16 protein-coding genes are annotated in these 14,948 nt (G+C 72.3%); 7 read left to right on the top strand and 9 right to left on the bottom strand.

Annotation, left to right across the window (positions count from 1 at the left end; all coding sequences use genetic code 11):
* Positions 1-60: 60 nt before the first annotated feature.
* Complete coding sequence (locus AC069K_RS30910) at positions 61-1,098, bottom strand: NAD(P)-dependent alcohol dehydrogenase (protein WP_365111635.1); 1,038 nt, start codon at positions 1,096-1,098, stop codon at positions 61-63.
* Between the two features lie 148 nt (positions 1,099-1,246).
* Here AC069K_RS30910 and AC069K_RS30905 point away from each other — a divergent pair, with 148 nt between their 5' ends.
* Positions 1,247-2,155, top strand: a complete 909-nt coding sequence (locus AC069K_RS30905) for a helix-turn-helix domain-containing protein (protein ID WP_358834829.1) — start codon at positions 1,247-1,249, stop codon at positions 2,153-2,155.
* A 139-nt stretch (positions 2,156-2,294) separates the two neighbouring features.
* Here the strand turns inward: AC069K_RS30905 and AC069K_RS30900 are convergent, their stop codons facing one another.
* Positions 2,295-3,560 (bottom strand): L,D-transpeptidase, encoded by a 1,266-nt coding sequence (locus AC069K_RS30900; RefSeq protein WP_365111638.1) that lies wholly within the window; start codon positions 3,558-3,560, stop codon positions 2,295-2,297.
* Between the two features lie 126 nt (positions 3,561-3,686).
* Positions 3,687-4,067 (bottom strand): hypothetical protein, encoded by a 381-nt coding sequence (locus AC069K_RS30895; RefSeq protein ID WP_478621820.1) that lies wholly within the window; start codon positions 4,065-4,067, stop codon positions 3,687-3,689.
* A gap of 109 nt (positions 4,068-4,176) precedes the next feature.
* Here AC069K_RS30895 and AC069K_RS30890 point away from each other — a divergent pair, with 109 nt between their 5' ends.
* The gene (locus AC069K_RS30890) at positions 4,177-4,488 is read left to right on the top strand and encodes a hypothetical protein (protein WP_478621818.1); all 312 of its coding nucleotides are present in this window, start codon (positions 4,177-4,179) and stop codon (positions 4,486-4,488) included.
* A 100-nt stretch (positions 4,489-4,588) separates the two neighbouring features.
* On the opposite strand, the gene hutH is transcribed toward AC069K_RS30890, so the two are convergent.
* The 5 genes from hutH to AC069K_RS30865 form a co-directional block, all read right to left on the bottom strand.
* A complete protein-coding gene (hutH, locus tag AC069K_RS30885; protein WP_478621950.1) occupies positions 4,589-6,130 on the bottom strand; it encodes a histidine ammonia-lyase in 1,542 nt (513 codons plus the stop codon).
* 712 nt (positions 6,131-6,842) lie between these two features.
* Positions 6,843-8,003: a GGDEF domain-containing protein gene (locus AC069K_RS30880; protein WP_478621816.1), complete on the bottom strand. Its 1,161-nt coding sequence runs from the start codon at positions 8,001-8,003 to the stop codon at positions 6,843-6,845.
* A 107-nt stretch (positions 8,004-8,110) separates the two neighbouring features.
* Positions 8,111-8,911, bottom strand: a complete 801-nt coding sequence (locus AC069K_RS30875) for an enoyl-CoA hydratase/isomerase family protein (protein WP_365111646.1) — start codon at positions 8,909-8,911, stop codon at positions 8,111-8,113.
* Between the two features lie 76 nt (positions 8,912-8,987).
* Positions 8,988-10,145: an adenylate/guanylate cyclase domain-containing protein gene (locus AC069K_RS30870; protein WP_358836259.1), complete on the bottom strand. Its 1,158-nt coding sequence runs from the start codon at positions 10,143-10,145 to the stop codon at positions 8,988-8,990.
* Between the two features lie 171 nt (positions 10,146-10,316).
* Complete coding sequence (locus AC069K_RS30865) at positions 10,317-11,177, bottom strand: biotin--[acetyl-CoA-carboxylase] ligase (RefSeq protein WP_358836260.1); 861 nt, start codon at positions 11,175-11,177, stop codon at positions 10,317-10,319.
* 136 nt (positions 11,178-11,313) lie between these two features.
* Here AC069K_RS30865 and AC069K_RS30860 point away from each other — a divergent pair, with 136 nt between their 5' ends.
* The 4 genes from AC069K_RS30860 to AC069K_RS30845 all read left to right on the top strand — a co-directional run bounded on the left by AC069K_RS30860 (position 11,314) and on the right by AC069K_RS30845 (position 13,989).
* The gene (locus tag AC069K_RS30860) at positions 11,314-12,906 is read left to right on the top strand and encodes an acyl-CoA carboxylase subunit beta (protein ID WP_358836261.1); all 1,593 of its coding nucleotides are present in this window, start codon (positions 11,314-11,316) and stop codon (positions 12,904-12,906) included.
* 16 nt (positions 12,907-12,922) lie between these two features.
* Positions 12,923-13,129 carry an acyl-CoA carboxylase epsilon subunit gene (locus tag AC069K_RS30855; protein ID WP_358836262.1) on the top strand — a complete coding sequence of 69 codons (207 nt, stop codon included), beginning with the start codon at positions 12,923-12,925 and terminating at the stop codon, positions 13,127-13,129.
* 99 nt (positions 13,130-13,228) lie between these two features.
* The gene (gene mmpB / locus AC069K_RS30850) at positions 13,229-13,357 is read left to right on the top strand and encodes a morphogenic membrane protein MmpB (protein WP_358837859.1); all 129 of its coding nucleotides are present in this window, start codon (positions 13,229-13,231) and stop codon (positions 13,355-13,357) included.
* Between the two features lie 20 nt (positions 13,358-13,377).
* Entirely contained in the window at positions 13,378-13,989 is a 612-nt protein-coding gene (locus AC069K_RS30845; RefSeq protein ID WP_358837858.1) for a nucleoside triphosphate pyrophosphatase, read from the top strand.
* Positions 13,990-13,996: 7 nt separating this feature from the next.
* Here AC069K_RS30845 and AC069K_RS30840 read toward each other — a convergent pair whose 3' ends face one another.
* On the bottom strand, positions 13,997-14,470 hold the full coding sequence (locus tag AC069K_RS30840; RefSeq protein ID WP_365111650.1) for a hypothetical protein: 474 nt from the start codon (positions 14,468-14,470) through the stop codon (positions 13,997-13,999).
* A 385-nt stretch (positions 14,471-14,855) separates the two neighbouring features.
* On the opposite strand from AC069K_RS30840, the gene AC069K_RS30835 reads away from it, so the two are divergent.
* A partial coding sequence (locus tag AC069K_RS30835) for a biotin carboxylase N-terminal domain-containing protein (protein WP_280842533.1) occupies positions 14,856-14,948 on the top strand: 93 nt, incomplete at its 3' end.

Genomic DNA, 14,948 nt, shown 5'->3' with positions numbered 1-14,948 from the left:
AGGCAGGTTCAGCGCGGGACCCGGGCCCCGCACCCACCCCCCAGCCCCCCTCCCCTCAGCTCAGATCGTCGCCGTGTCGATCACGAAGCGGTAGCGTACGTCGCTCGCCAGTACCCGCTCGTACGCCTCGTTCACCTGGTCCGCGCGGATCAGTTCGATCTCCGCGCCCAGGCCGTGCTCGGCGCAGAAGTCCAGCATCTCCTGGGTCTCCGCGATGCCGCCGATCATCGAACCGGCGAGGATCTTGTTGCCGCCGATGAGGCCGAACATGTTGAGGGAGTTCGGCTCCTCGGGGGCGCCGACGTTCACCAGCGCGCCGCCGGGCTTGAGGAGCGAGAGGTAGGCGCCGAGGTCCAGCGGGGCCGAGACCGTAGAGACGATCAGGTCGAGGGAGCCGGCGAGCTTGGTGAAGGTCTCCGGGTCGCTGGTGGCGTGGAAGTGGTCCGCGCCCAGCTTCACCCCGTCCTCCTGCTTGCGCAGCGTCTGGCTGAGCACCGTCACCTCGGCGCCGAGCGCGTGCGCGATCTTGACGCCCATGTGGCCGAGGCCGCCGAGGCCCAGGATCGCGACCTTCTTGCCGGGGCCCGCCTGCCAGCGCTTGAGCGGCGAGTACAGGGTGATCCCGGCGCACAGCAGCGGCGCGGCCACGTCGAGGGCGAGGGCGTCGGGGATGCGGACGGCGAAGCGGTCGCTGACCACGACGTGGGTGGAGTAGCCGCCGTAGGTGGGCTCGCCGTCGCGGCCGACGGCGTTGTACGTGCCCACGGCCTGGGCGCAGAACTGCTCCTGCCCGGCCGCGCACTGCTCGCACTCGCCGCAGGAGTCGACGAAGCAGCCGACGCCGACCCGGTCGCCGACGGCGTACTTGGTGACACCGGAGCCCACCTCGGTGACCACACCGGCGATCTCGTGGCCCGGGACCATCGGGAAGATGGCCTCGCCCCAGCCCTCGCGGACCTGGTGGATGTCGGAGTGGCAGATACCGGCGTACTTGATCTCGATCAGGATGTCGTGGGGGCCGACGGGGCGGCGCTCGATCGTGGTGCGCTCCAGCGGGGCCTTGGCGGCGGGGGCGGCGTAGGCGGCGACGGTGGTCATTGCCTTGACTCCTCGTGCTTGTCGGGTACGTCCACCACGCTGCCCCACCTTGCGCAGGTCACCCACCCCCCTGTCCTTCGTACGTCCGCCGTGCGTACCACTGGCAGGGTCAGGCTCACGGTCGTACGACGGCGGATACTTGTGTGTCATGGACCAGCGTGCCGAACTCAGCGAATTCCTCCGCTCCCGCCGGGCCCGGCTCAAGCCCGGGGACGTGGGCCTGCCCGACTTCGGGCGGCACCGCCGTGTGCCGGGGCTGCGCCGGGAGGAGCTGGCCCAGCTCGCCGGGGTGTCGGTGGCGTACTACACCCGGCTTGAGCAGGGGAACGGGCAGAACGTGTCGGCCGAGGTGCTCGACGCCATCGCGCGGGCGCTGCGGCTGACCGACGCCGAGCAGCAGCACCTCACGCACCTGGCCAAGCCGACCGCGGCCAAGAAGAAGAAGGCCGGGCTCTCCCGCCAGGTGCAGCTCAGGCCGCAGCTGAGGCATCTGATCGACTCCATGGAGTCGGTGCCCGCGTACGTCCTGGGCCGCCGGCTGGACCTGCTGGCCTGGAACCGGATGGCCGCGGCCCTGATCGGCGACTTCGTCTCGCTCCCGGCGGAGGAGCGCAACCTCGCCCGGCACGTCTTCCTCGACCCGGTCGCCCGCGAGCGGTACCTGGAGTGGGAGGACAAGGCGGCCGAGGTGGTCGGCGTGCTGCGGCTGTGCGCGGGCTGCTACCCGGACGACCCGCTGCTCACGGCGCTGGTGGGCGAGCTGTCGGTGAAGAGCGACGAGTTCCGTACGCTGTGGGCCGCCCACACCGTCCGCCAGAAGGGCCACGGCACGAAGCGGCTGCACCACCCGGTGGTGGGCGAGCTGACGCTGTCGTACGAGACGCTGAAGCTGCCCGAGGAGCACGACCTGTCGCTGGTGACGTACTACGCGGAGCCGGGCTCGCCCTCGGCGGACTCGCTGCGGCTGCTGGCGAGCTGGGCGGCCGCTCCGGACCCGGACGACGCGGATTCCGGTGGCCGCCCCGCTCCGGTCGCACCGCCGACGCGCTCCTCGTGACCCGAGGACGCCCACGGCCGCATGACAACGGCGACGGCCGCGCCCGGGGACACCGGGCGCGGCCGTCGCCGCTGCTGTACAGGTCGTACGGCCGTGTGCGTGGTACTGACGAACGTACGGGGCCGTACGGTCGTATGGATCAGACCGCCGAGCCGGCCTTCCACGCCGACCAGCTCATGTTCCAGTCGCTGAAGCCGTTGTCGGGCGTGATGGTCTTGTCGCCGGTGTTCTTGACGACGACCACGTCACCGACGATGGAGTGCTCGTAGAACCAGGCGGCCGCGGTGTTCGGGTCGCCGGCGCCCTTGGTGTCGGACAGGCCGACACAGCCGTGGCTGGTGTTGGCGCTGCCGAAGATGGACTTGGCGCCCCAGTAGTTGCCGTGGATGAACGTGCCCGAGGCCGACAGGCGCATGGCGTGCGGGACGTCCTTGATGTCGTACTCGCCCTTGCCGTCGCCGTCCGTGAAGCCGACGGTGGCGCCGTTCATCCGGGTCTCCTTGAACTTCTCGGAGATCACCATGGTGCCGTTGTACGTCTTGTGGTCGGGCGCGCCCGCCGAGATCGGGATCGTCTTGACGGTCCTGCCGTCCTGGGTGACGGTCATCTGGTGGGTCTTGGCGTCGACGGTGGAGACCTGGTTGCGGCCGACCTTGAAGGTGACCGTCTTCTCCTGGACGCCGGTGACGCCCGGCTTGGCCTCGACGCCGTCGAGGTCGAGCTTCATGGTCACCGTCGAGCCGGACTTCCAGTAGTCCTGCGGGCGGAAGTCCAGGCGCTGGGCGCCGAACCAGTGCCCGACGACCTCCTGGCCGCTGCTGGAGGTCACCGAGATGTGGGACTGGACGTCCTTCTTGTTGGTGACGGCCTTGTCGAAGGTCACCGACACCGGCATGCCCACGCCGACCGTGGAGCCGGACTCGGGCGTGAAGTTGCCGATGAAGCTGTTGGCGGGCGAGACGGTCGCGAACGCGGTGTTCTCGTGCGCCTGACGGCCCTTGGCGTCCTCGGCGGTCGCCGAGATCTTGTACTTGGCGGAGCGCTTGAGCTGCTTGTCCGGCGTCCAGCTCAGCCCGTCCGCGGATATCTTCCCCGCGACCGGCGTTCCCTCGGCGGACGTCATGACCACCGAGGTCAGCTTGCCGTCGACCACCGACACCTTGGTGTCGTTGTTGATGCCGACGTTGTCGGCGCCGTTCTTGGGCGTGATGGTGATCTTCGCGTCGGAGGTGTCCTTCTCGGCCGCCTTGTCGACCTGGGACTGCGACGACTTCGAGGCGTCGGCGCTGCCCCCGTCCTTGCCGTCGTCGTTGCAGGCCGACAGCAGCAGTACACCGCCGAGCACCGCGGACGCGGCCACAAGACCCTTGCGCCGCTTACTCTCCGTTATCACACGCTTCTCCATCGTTGCCGGTCCCCCAGGCCATCGACTGAACAACATAGTCACTGAAGCTGTGGTTCCCCTTCCGGGGGAGGTGTGGGAAACGCCACCCGGGCCGGACAACCGGCCGGCCCGGGGCGCCCTCGGACGTCACAGCCGCGGACCGTCGCCCCCGCCCGCTTCGTCCTCTTCGTCGCCCGCTTCGTCCTCTTCGTCGCCCTCATCTTCCTCGTCGAGGTCCCAGTCCTCGTCGTCGGGGTCGTACGCGATCTCCTCGCTGCTCCAGGAGGCCTGCGCGAGTTCGACCCCCGGCACCTGGGCGACCAGGTCGAAGGGATCGACCAGATACGCCAGGGCCTCCGCCTCGTCTTCCCGTACGGCGGACCGGGCATGCGCGCGTTCCTGATCCGGAAGGAGCTCGTCCGCCGCGATGCGCTCCAGGGCCGCGCCGGTCAGCGCCTCCGCGTCATCGATCTCCAGTACCAAATCCACCCGGAGACGGACATAGCGTGGTGTCTCTTCAGTCGTCATGCGTCGGAGCGTAGGCCTCGCGACCTCCGCGACTTTCCTGCGACCCGCTGCTTTCACTAGCATCGGCGTACACCACCAATTCGCCGTATCCACAAGGGGGATCGACTAGGTGTCCGTCGCTCGCCGGCCTCTGCTCACCGCCACCGCGGCGGGCTCGCTGCTCTGCGCTCTGTGGTTCGTCCCGTCTGCCAACGCCACGGACGAGAAGCCACAGTCGGCCCCGGCCCGTCCGGCGGCCGCCGCGCCCTCCGCCGCGCCAAGGGCCGCGGCGGGCGCCGCACCGGGCACGCAGACGGGTCCCGCCCTCGCCGACACGGGTTCGGTGGACACGTCCCCGTACCTCTTCGGCGGCACGGCCTTCCTCGGCCTGGGGGCCGGGTTCGTCGTCTTCTCGGTGCGCAGGGCGCGCCAGCAGTACTGAATTCCCGCCGCCGCACGGGATCTGCCGGAACGGAAGTACGCGTACGTGAAGGGGCGCCCGGGAAGTTCCCGGGCGCCCCTTCACGTGTACCGCGCGGCGGTCAGGCCAGCGGGCCGGTGACCGTCTCCACCGCCGCGACCAGGTGCCCGCCGCGTACGAACGCGTCGGCGGCGGCCAGGTCGGGGGCGAGGAAGCGGTCCGGGCCGGGGCCGCCGACTCCCGCTTCCCGGGCGGCGCGGATGGCGGCCCGGGAGGCGGGCGCGGGGGTGAGGCCGTGGCGCAGCTCGATGCCCCGGGTCGCCGCGTACAGCTCGACGGCGATGATCCGGGTCAGGTTGTCGATCGCGGTGCGCAGCTTGCGGGCGGCCGACCAGCCCATGGAGACGTGGTCCTCCTGCATGGCGGAGGACGGGATGGAGTCGGCCGAGGCCGGGACGGCCAGCCGCTTCATCTCGCTGACCAGGGCGGCCTGGGTGTACTGGGCGATCATCAGACCGGAGTCGACACCGGCGTCGTCCGCGAGGAACGGCGGCAGGCCGTGCGAGCGGTTCTTGTCGAGCAGGCGGTCGGTGCGGCGCTCGGCGATGGAGCCGAGGTCGGCGGCGGCGATCGCCAGGAAGTCCAGGACGTAGGCGACGGGGGCGCCGTGGAAGTTGCCGTTGGACTCCACGCGGCCGTCCGGCAGGACGACCGGGTTGTCGACGGCCGAGGCGAGCTCGCGCTCGGCGACGGTGAGGGCGTACGTGATGGTGTCGCGGCCGGCGCCGGCGACCTGCGGGGCGCAGCGCACCGAGTACGCGTCCTGGACGCGCGGGGCCTCGTCCTCCTGGAAGTGCCCGGTCAGACCGGAACCCTTCAGCACGGCCAGCATGTTGGCGGCGGAGGCGCCCTGGCCCGGGTGCGGGCGGATCGCGTGCAGCTCGGGGGCGAGGACCTTGGCGGTGCCGAGCAGCGCCTCCAGGGAGAGCGCGGCGGTGATGTCGGCGGAGGTGTAGAGCTTCTTGAGGTCCGCGAGGGCCATGACCAGCATGCCGAGCATGCCGTCGGTGCCGTTGAGGAGGGCCAGGCCCTCCTTCTCGCGCAGCTCGACGGGCTCGATGCCGGCCTCGGCGAGCAGCTCGCCGGCGGGCCGGACGACGCCGTCGGGGCCCTCCGCGTCGCCCTCGCCCATCAGGGTCATGGCACAGTGCGAGAGCGGCGCGAGGTCGCCGGAGCAGCCGAGCGAGCCGTACTCGTGGACGACGGGGGTGATCCCGGCGTTCAGGATGTCCGCCATGGTCTGCGCGACGGACGGGCGTACGCCGGTGTGACCGGAGGCGACGGTCTTGAGCCGCAGGAACATCAGCGCGCGCACGACCTCGCGCTCCACGCGCGGGCCCATGCCGGCGGCGTGCGAGCGCACGATGTTGCGCTGGAGCTGGGCGCGCAGGTCGGGGCTGATGTGCCGGGTGGCGAGGGCGCCGAACCCGGTGGAGACGCCGTAGACGGGCTCCGGCTTGGCGGCCAGGGCGTCGACGATCCCGCGGGCTCGGGCGAGGGCGTCGAGGGCGTCGGCCGAGAGCTCGACCCTGGCGTTGCGACGAGCGACGGCGACGACGTCCTCCGGGGTCGTCCCGGACGTCCCCACCACGACAGTGTGCATATCCATATTCAGCAGCGTACGGATTGAATCGGCGCGTGTCACTAGGGGGGAGGGGTGGGGCCCGGGGTTCGTCTGCGGGTGCGTGGACGGTTGCTCGCGCAGTTCCCCGCGCCCCTCAAGGGTCCGGGGCTCGCCCTGCGGGTAAGCGGGGGCCGCTCGCGCCCCCTCCCGGCCCAGGTTCGACTGCCCCTGCGGGTAAGCGGGGGCCGCTCGCGCCCCGGCCCAGGTTCGACTGCGGGTGCGTGATGGGTTGCTCGCGCAGTTCCCCGCGCCCCTAGGGGTCCGGGGCTCGCCCTGCGGGTAAGCGGGGGCCGCTCGCGCCCCGGCCCAGGTTCGACTGCGGGTGCGTGATGGGTTGCTCGCGCAGTTCCCCGCGCCCCTGGGTAGTTCGGGGCTCCGGCGGCAGTGTGCTCGGCCTGTCCGGCGCCCCCGGGGGCCGCAGGCCCTTAAGGGGCGCGGGGAACTGCGCGACCAGCCCGCACCGGCCCGCAGACGAACACGAGACCCGGGGGGCCGCAGGCCCCTTCAAGGGGCGCGGGGAACTGCGCGGCCAGCCCCCGCCGGCCCGCAGACGAACACGAGACCCGGGGGGCCGCAGGCCCCTTCAAGGGGCGCGGGGAACTGCGCGGGCGACCCCCGCCGGGCCGCAGACAGAAAGGGGGTCAGGGGCCGCCCGCAGGGTGCGGGGGCCCCGGGGGTGCGGCCCCGGGGGTCAGGGCGTGCCGCGGCCGCGGAAGCGGCGGCGCTCCCCCCGCTCCGGCCCCGCCGAATCCGCGAGCTGCACCACCGCCCCGTCCCGCCCCGCCACCACCGGCGTCGTCGAACGGGCCGCCTTCGCCCGGTACTGCGCCGCGTCGGCCAGGCGGAACAGGCGGCGGGCCGAGCGGACCTGGCCGATGGGGTCGCCCGTGGACGCGACCCCGCACGCCACCCCGTCCCCCAGCTCCAACTCCCCGGCCCGCAGGCACAGTTCGGACGCCACCTCGACCACCTCGTCCGCCTGCGGCCCGGTCGAGAGGAGGCAGAACTCGTCGCCCCCGAGCCGCGCGGCGAGCGCGCCCGGCAGTATCGCGCCGCACAGCGAGAGCACCGAGCCGAAGCGTTCCAGCAGCCGGTCCCCCACCGCGTGCCCCCGTGTGTCGTTGACCCGCTTCAGCCCGTTCAGGTCGCACACCACCAGGCTCACCACCGACCCGTCCCGCCGGTGCGCCTCGATCGCCTCGTCGAGACGTACGTCCACCGCCCGCCGGTTGGCCAGGCCGGTCAGCGGGTCGGTGAAGGCGAGGCGGCGGACCTCCTCCAGGCGTTCGGTCTGGGCGATCCCGGCGGCCGCGACGGACGCCAGCACGGTGGCGAAGTCCGCGTCGGAGGCGTCGAAGACGGGAGCGCCCACCGGCCGGGCCACGTACAGCTCGCCCCAGGCGCGCCCGTGCAGCACGATCGGCGCGACCACGCAGCAGCCGCGCCCGCGCCGGCGCAGGGCGGTGACGCGCTCGTGGCAGTAGCCCGCCGAGTCGGCGGGCCCGGCGGCCGTCTCCACCCACGCGTTGGGCTCGCCCCCGCCCGCCCACCGCTCGTGCAGGAACTCGGTGATCTCGGGGAACTGGTGGACCGGATACGTCTCGTCCTCGGGGAACTCCTCCTCCCCCGCGGCCCGTTCGCCCGCGTTCACCAGCACCCGCAGCCGCCCCAGCTCCCGCTCCCAGGTGGAGAGCGCGGCGAAGCTCCCGCCGAGGGCGTCCCGCGCGCCGAGAGCCGCCGCCTGCCAGGACTCGCGCGGGGTGTGGGCCGCCGCCATGGCCTGCGCCAGCGACACCACCGCCCGCAGCCGTGCGTCCTCGGTCCCGCCCACACCCTCACCCTCACCGCGCATCCCTCCAGCTTAGGGAGGTTTGCCCCGGTTTGATCGGTTAGGCTGGGCCAGATCGATCACATTCGATCAAGGTCGGTCATGCACGGTTACCCGGGACGGCGCACTCCTCACTCCCCGGGCCACTGCGGCTTCCGCTTCTCGTTGAACGCCGCGACGCCCTCCGCCCGGTCCCCGGAGAACGCCACGGACCGCCACGCCGCGTCCTCGACCTCCAGCCCGGCCCGCAGGTCCAGCCCGTGGCCCAGGCGCATCGCGCGCTTGGCGGCCCGCAGCCCGACCGGCGAGTTCGCCGCGATCCGCCCCGCCAGCTCCAGCGCCCGCGTACGGTCCTCGCCCGCGTCCACCAGCAGGTCGACGAGGTTCAGCTCGCGGGCCTCGGCGGCCTCCACCCGCCGTGCGGTGAAGACCAGTTCGGCGGCCCGGGCCGCGCCCACGCGCCGGGGCAGCAGCTGCGTACCGCCGCCGCCGGGGATGACGCCGACCGAGACCTCCGGCAGGCCGACGACGGCCGTCGCGTCCGCCACGATCAGGTCGCAGGCGAGCGCCAGCTCGAACCCGCCGCCGAGCGCGAAGCCGTGCACGGCGGCCACCGTCGGCATGGGCAGCTCCAGGACGCCGGTGTAGCAGGCGCGCGCGGTGGGGCGCTGGCGCACCAGCTCGGCGTCGGTGAGGGAGTTGCGCTCCTTGAGGTCGGCGCCCACGCAGAAGGCCCGCTCGTGCGTGGAGGTCAGCACGGTCACGCGGACGGAGGGGTCGGCCGCGAGCGCGTCGCAGGCGGCGGCGATCGAGCGGGCCATCTCGGTGGACACCGCGTTCATCGCCTTGGGCCGGTCGAGGACCAGCTCGGCGACGTATTCGTGCCGCCTGACGCCGACGAACTCCCCGTACCGCTGCTCATCCGTGCCCATGAGACCCTCCCGACCGACGTTAACGAACGTTACGTCGGGATCTTAGGCAGCCGGGCGCGCGCCCCGTAAGGGGCGGCTACGCGCCCCGGCGGTGCAGCATCCACGGCTCGACCACGCCGAGCCCGCGCACCGGTCGCTGCCACATGGGCTGGAGCGCGAAGCGGTACTTGGGGGGCTCCTCGCCCTCCTTCTCCGCCCGCGCGGCCTCCTCCGCCGCCTGCGTCTCGGAGACCGGCGCGTCGCCCGTACGCGCCAGCTCCTCCGCGAAGGCGCCGTCGACCAGCACCGAGTCCTTGGGCGCTATCGAGGTGAGCCTGCTGGCCAGGTTCACGGTCGTACCGAACACATCGCCCATCCGGGTGGTGACCGTGCCGAAGGCGATGCCCACGCGCAGCGCCGGCATCGTCTCGTCGTGGCCCATGGTCTCGATCAGCCGGAGCGATATCTCCGCGGCCGTCCCGGCGTCGTCGGCCGCGAACAGGACCTCGTCGCCCAGCGTCTTGATGAGCCGGCCGCCGTGCGCGGCGACCAGGTCGGCGGCGGTCGTCTCGAAGGCCTCGACGAGCTCGCCGAGCTCCTCCTCCTCCAGGCGGCGGGTCAGCCGGGTGAAGCCGACGAGGTCGGCGAAGCCGACGGCCAGGCGCCGGTCGACCATCTCCTCGTCGTCGGCGGCCTGCACCACGCGCCCGGTGGCGGCGGCCAGCTGGCGCCGCCACACATAGACGAGGAACTCCTCCAGCTCCGGCAGGAGCAGCTCGACCAGCGGATACGTGACCTCCGTGCGGGTCATGCCGGGCTCGGGCGGCTCGGTCAGGCCCTCCAGGAAGGAATCGATCTGCCATTCGGCCAGCCGGGCGGTGGTCTGCCCGGTGGAGCGGGCCACCTGGACCGCCATGGGCTCGCTGAGCAGCCCCGCCTCGACCAGACCGGCCAGTCGGCGCAGCGCCAGCACGTCGGCCTCGGTGAGCGCCTTGGCCTGCCCGATGTCGGCGAAGCCCATGGCCCGCCAGAACCGGGAGGCCAGCTCCATGGAGACACCGGCGGTCCGGGCGGCCTGGAACGGCGTGTACCGCCGGTCCGCGCCCAGGATCAGCTGCTCCAGACGGATGGCGAGCGGATCGGCGGTGGGCTCGGCGGTGTGGTCCACGACGTGGTGCGGGGTCGGGTAGGCGGAGGGCGCCGGCTCCGAGTGGGGGCCGTCACCCTCGCCGGACTGCGTGTCGTCGACGGTCACCAGCCGCCTCCTGCCCGTTCCCTGCGCATTCCCTGCCGATCTGTCGCTGGATCGGGCTCCACGATACGGCAGGTGTGCCGTAGCTCACGTCCTCGCACCCGTTGCCTTTGTCCCCGAGGCGGTGCAGGGGGGCGAGGGAGCGCGCGCGGGGCGGGCCCGGCGCGCACGCGCTCAGCCCGCCGCCGGGCGCAGGTGGACGATGTCGCCCGCCGCCACCGGCTCGCGCACGCCCTCCTCGGTGGCCAGCACCAGACGCCCGTCGCCGTCGACCGCGACCGCCTCGCCGGTCAGGGCGCGGTCGCCCGGGAGCTCGGCGCGCACGGTCCGGCCGAGGGTGGCGCAGCCCGCCGCGTACGTCTCCTGGAGGCGGGAGGCGGCCGGGTCGCCGCCCGCCTCGCGCCAGTCCACGTACCACTGCTCCAGGGAGCGCAGCACGGCGCGCAGCAGCGTCTCGCGGTCGGTGGAGACCGCGTCCGCCAGCGCCAGCGAACCGGCGGCGGGCACCGGGAGTTCGTCGGCGCGCAGGGTGACGTTGAGGCCGATGCCGACCACCACCGCGTCCCGGCCCGCCCGCTCGGCCAGGATCCCGCCCGCCTTGCGCTCCTCGCCGCCGACCGTGACCAGGAGGTCGTTGGGCCACTTCAGCGCGGTGTCCACCCCGGCGGCGCGGGACAGACCGGTGGCCACCGCCACCCCGGTGAGCAGCGGCAGCCAGCCCCAGCGCTCCACCGGGACGCCCGCGCCGGGCCGCAGCAGCACGGAGAAGAACAGGCCCGAGCGGGGCGGCGCCGACCAGCTGCGGTCCAGCCGGCCGCGCCCGGCGGTCTGCTCCTCGGCGATCAGGACCGCGCCCTCGGGCAGCTCGTCGGCCCGGGCGGTCAGGTCGGAGTTGGTCGAGCCGGTCGCCCCGACCACCTCCAGGGAGGTCCACAGGGCACCGGGCCGCACCAGGGCGTGGCGCAGCGCGGAGGCGTTGAGAGGGGGCCGGTCGAGGTCGGACCAGCGGCTTTCGGATGCGTCCTGGGGCGTCATACGGCCCAGGTTAGGCGCGCGGGCGCAAGCGCACCCCGGTGTGGCAAACGACGCACTGCCGAACGGTAGGCGCGCCACTACCCTACGAGTCAGTAGCCAGCCGAAAACCCGTGACCAGGCAGGGAGCCGCGTCCCGATGTCCGAGCCGGAGCAGCAAGAAGTGACCGACATCCACACGACCGCGGGCAAGCTCGCGGATCTGCGGCGCCGCATCGGGGAGGCGACGCACGCCGGATCCGAGCGCGCGGTGGAAAAGCAGCACGCCAAGGGCAAGTTGACCGCGCGCGAGCGGGTCGACCTGCTCCTCGACGAGGGGTCCTTCGTCGAGCTCGACGAGTTCGCCCGGCACCGCTCGACCAACTTCGGCATCGAGAAGAACCGTCCGTACGGAGACGGTGTCGTCACCGGGTACGGCACGGTCGACGGGCGCCCGGTCTGCGTCTACTCCCAGGACTTCACCATCTTCGGCGGCTCGCTCGGCGAGGTCTACGGCGAGAAGATCGTCAAGGTCATGGACTTCGCGCTGAAGACCGGCTGCCCGGTCATCGGCATCAACGACGGCGGCGGCGCCCGCATCCAGGAGGGCGTGGTCGCGCTCGGCCTGTTCGCCGAGATCTTCCGCCGCAATGTGCACGCCTCGGGTGTCATCCCGCAGATCTCGCTGATCGTCGGCCCCTGCGCGGGCGGCGCGGTCTACTCGCCCGCCATCACGGACTTCACGGTGATGGTCGACCAGACCTCGCACATGTTCATCACGGGACCGGACGTCATCAAGACGGTCACCGGCGAGGACGTCGGCTTCGAGGAGCTGGGCGGCGCGCGCACCCACAACACCACCTCGGGCGTGGCGCACCACATGGCGGGCGACGAGAAGGACGCGATCGAGTACGTCAAGTCGCTGCTCTCGTACCTGCCTTCGAACAACCTGAGCGAGGCCCCGGCCTTCCCCGAGGAGGCCGACCTGGAGGTCTCCGACTCCGACCGGGAGCTGGACACGCTCATCCCGGACTCCGCGAACCAGCCGTACGACATGCACACGGCCATCGAGCACGTCCTGGACGACGGCGAGTTCCTGGAGACGCAGGCGCTGTTCGCGCCGAACATCATCACCGGGTTCGGGCGCGTGGAGGGCTACCCGGTCGGCATCGTCGCCAACCAGCCGATGCAGTTCGCGGGCTGTCTGGACATCAACGCCTCGGAGAAGGCCGCGCGTTTCGTGCGGACCTGCGACGCCTTCAACGTCCCGGTGATCACCTTCGTGGACGTGCCGGGCTTCCTGCCGGGCGTGGACCAGGAGTACGGCGGCATCATCCGGCGCGGCGCCAAGCTGATCTACGCGTACGCCGAGGCGACCGTCCCGCTGATCACGGTCATCACCCGCAAGGCGTTCGGCGGCGCGTACGACGTCATGGGCTCCAAGCACCTGGGCGCCGACCTCAACGTGGCCTGGCCGACCGCGCAGATCGCGGTGATGGGCGCGCAGGGCGCGGTGAACATCCTGCACCGGCGCACGATCGCCGCCGCCGACGATCAGGAGGCGACCCGCGCGCAGCTGATCTCGGAGTACGAGGACACGCTGCTCAACCCGTACATCGCGGCCGAGCGCGGCTACGTGGACGCCGTGATCATGCCGTCCGAAACCCGTGCCCACGTCGTACGGGGGCTGCGTCAGCTGCGGACGAAGCGGGAAAGCCTTCCTCCCAAGAAGCACGGCAACATCCCCCTCTAGGCCCCAAGGAGCGGTCATGATCAAGGTCGTACGGGGCAATCCCACCCCGGAGGAGCTGGCCGCCGCACTGGCGGTGGTCCGCGCGCGCGCCGCGGCGACGGCTTCCGCGCCGTCCGGTGCGCCGCTGCCCCCCGAGGACTGGTCCGACCCGGCGCGCATCGCCCGCCACCCGGTGCCGCGTCCGGGCCCGCGCTCCTGGGCGCGCACCTACTGGCCGGCCTAGGCCCTCGCCGAGGCGGGCCGCCTCCGTACGTACGGAGGCGGCCCGCGTTGAGTACCCGTACTCAGGCGCCCGGCCGTTTCCCGCCGCAGTATCGAAAGCATGCTGTGGTCCGACCCGAAGAACGAGCCGCCCGAGGAACTGCGCGAGGCGCAGGCGAAGATGCGCCGCGCGGGCCTCGTCCTCGCCCTGCTCATGGTGCTGGCGATGTTCGTCGTCAGCATCCGCTGAGCGCTGTCTACGATGACCGTATGACTGCCCCCGCACGCCGCCTCGTCCTCGCCTCCGCCTCCCCCGCCCGGCTCGGTCTGCTGCGCCAGGCCGGTCTCGCGCCGGAGGTCATCGTCAGCGGGGTCGACGAGGACGCCCTCACCGCCCCCACCCCCGGCGAGCTCGCCCTGGTCCTGGCCGAGGCCAAGGCCGACGCGGTGGCCGCCCGCCCGGAGGCCGCCGGGGCTTTGCTCATCGGCTGCGACTCGGTGCTGGAGCTGGACGGCGAGGCACTGGGCAAGCCCGCCGACGCCGAGGAGGCCACGGCCCGCTGGAAGTCCATGCGCGGGCGCTCCGGGGTGCTGCGCACGGGCCACTGCGTGATCGACACGGCGACCGGCCGCCGCGCCTCGGCCACCGCGTCCACCACGGTCCGCTTCGGCGAGCCCAGCGACGCGGAGGTCGCCGCGTACGTGGCGAGCGGCGAACCCCTTCACGTGGCGGGCGCGTTCACCCTGGACGGCCGCTCGGCCCCGTTCGTGAACGGCATCGACGGCGACCCCGGCAACGTCATCGGCCTCTCCCTGCCGCTGCTGCGCACGCTGCTGGCGGAGCTGGACATCGCGATCACGGACCTGTGGGCGGACCGCTGACCGGCGCTCAGGCGGCGGCCGGCTCCGGCGGGGTCCCGTTGCCCGGCGGGGCCTCGACGGGCTGCCCGTCCTGCGGCTCGGCCGGCAGCGGGGGCGCGGCGTACATCAGCAGGGCGAGGACGACCAGGGCCAGCACCAGCATCATGAAGGCGAACGCGGGCCAGCCCATCAGCCCGACCGTCAGCGCCCCCAGCACGCCGTGCACCACCGCGCAGGTGATGAGCAGGATCCGGCCGAACCGGCCGGGCGCGCGGTCGCGTACGCCGGTGAACAGCAGGATGGCGCCGCACACGGCCAGATAGAGGCCGAAGACCGCGCCCATGACGTACGTAGCGGTCGACATGGTGCCCGAGTCGATCCCGCCCAGCGACATGTTCTGCTGGTGCACGACCCGGCCGAGGAACCAGTTCACCAGCACGAAGCCGACGGCCTCGCCCAGAAGAACGATCGCGGCCACCACGGCCACCGCTCTGCGCGCCACGGCGCACCACCCCCCTGCTGACACCCAGCCCCTGTTACCGGTAGTACGTCTGCCAACCGAACGCTACTCATGGGTAAACCCCTGGGCAAGGGTCCTGCACGCCGAGGGGGACCACGATCTCGTGACGGCAAAGAATCATTCGGCCATTCGTAGGGACTCCACAAAGAATGTGAGGCGCCCCCTGGCCTTCGGGACAGAGACCTTGACCACACCGGAAGGCTAATGTGCCGGGCAGGGACCCGGCGTACCGTGGTGCGACAAGGGATTTCGCGACATGAGCGAGCCGCGCGTCACACTCCGTGTGGGCAACCTCACCACGGGGGACGGGTCGTGCGCCGGTGTACGGCTTCCCTAAACTCAGCTTGTTTTCAAGGAGGGAGCCATCGTGCGCAAGGTGCTCATCGCCAACCGTGGCGAAATCGCTGTCCGCGTTGCCCGGGCGTGTCGGGACGCCGGGATCGCCAGCGTAGCCGTCTAC

This window comes from Streptomyces sp. NPDC043908, from assembly GCF_056435525.1.
Note: the sequence above shows the minus strand (reverse complement) of the source record. Positions and strands in the feature narration are given on the sequence as shown.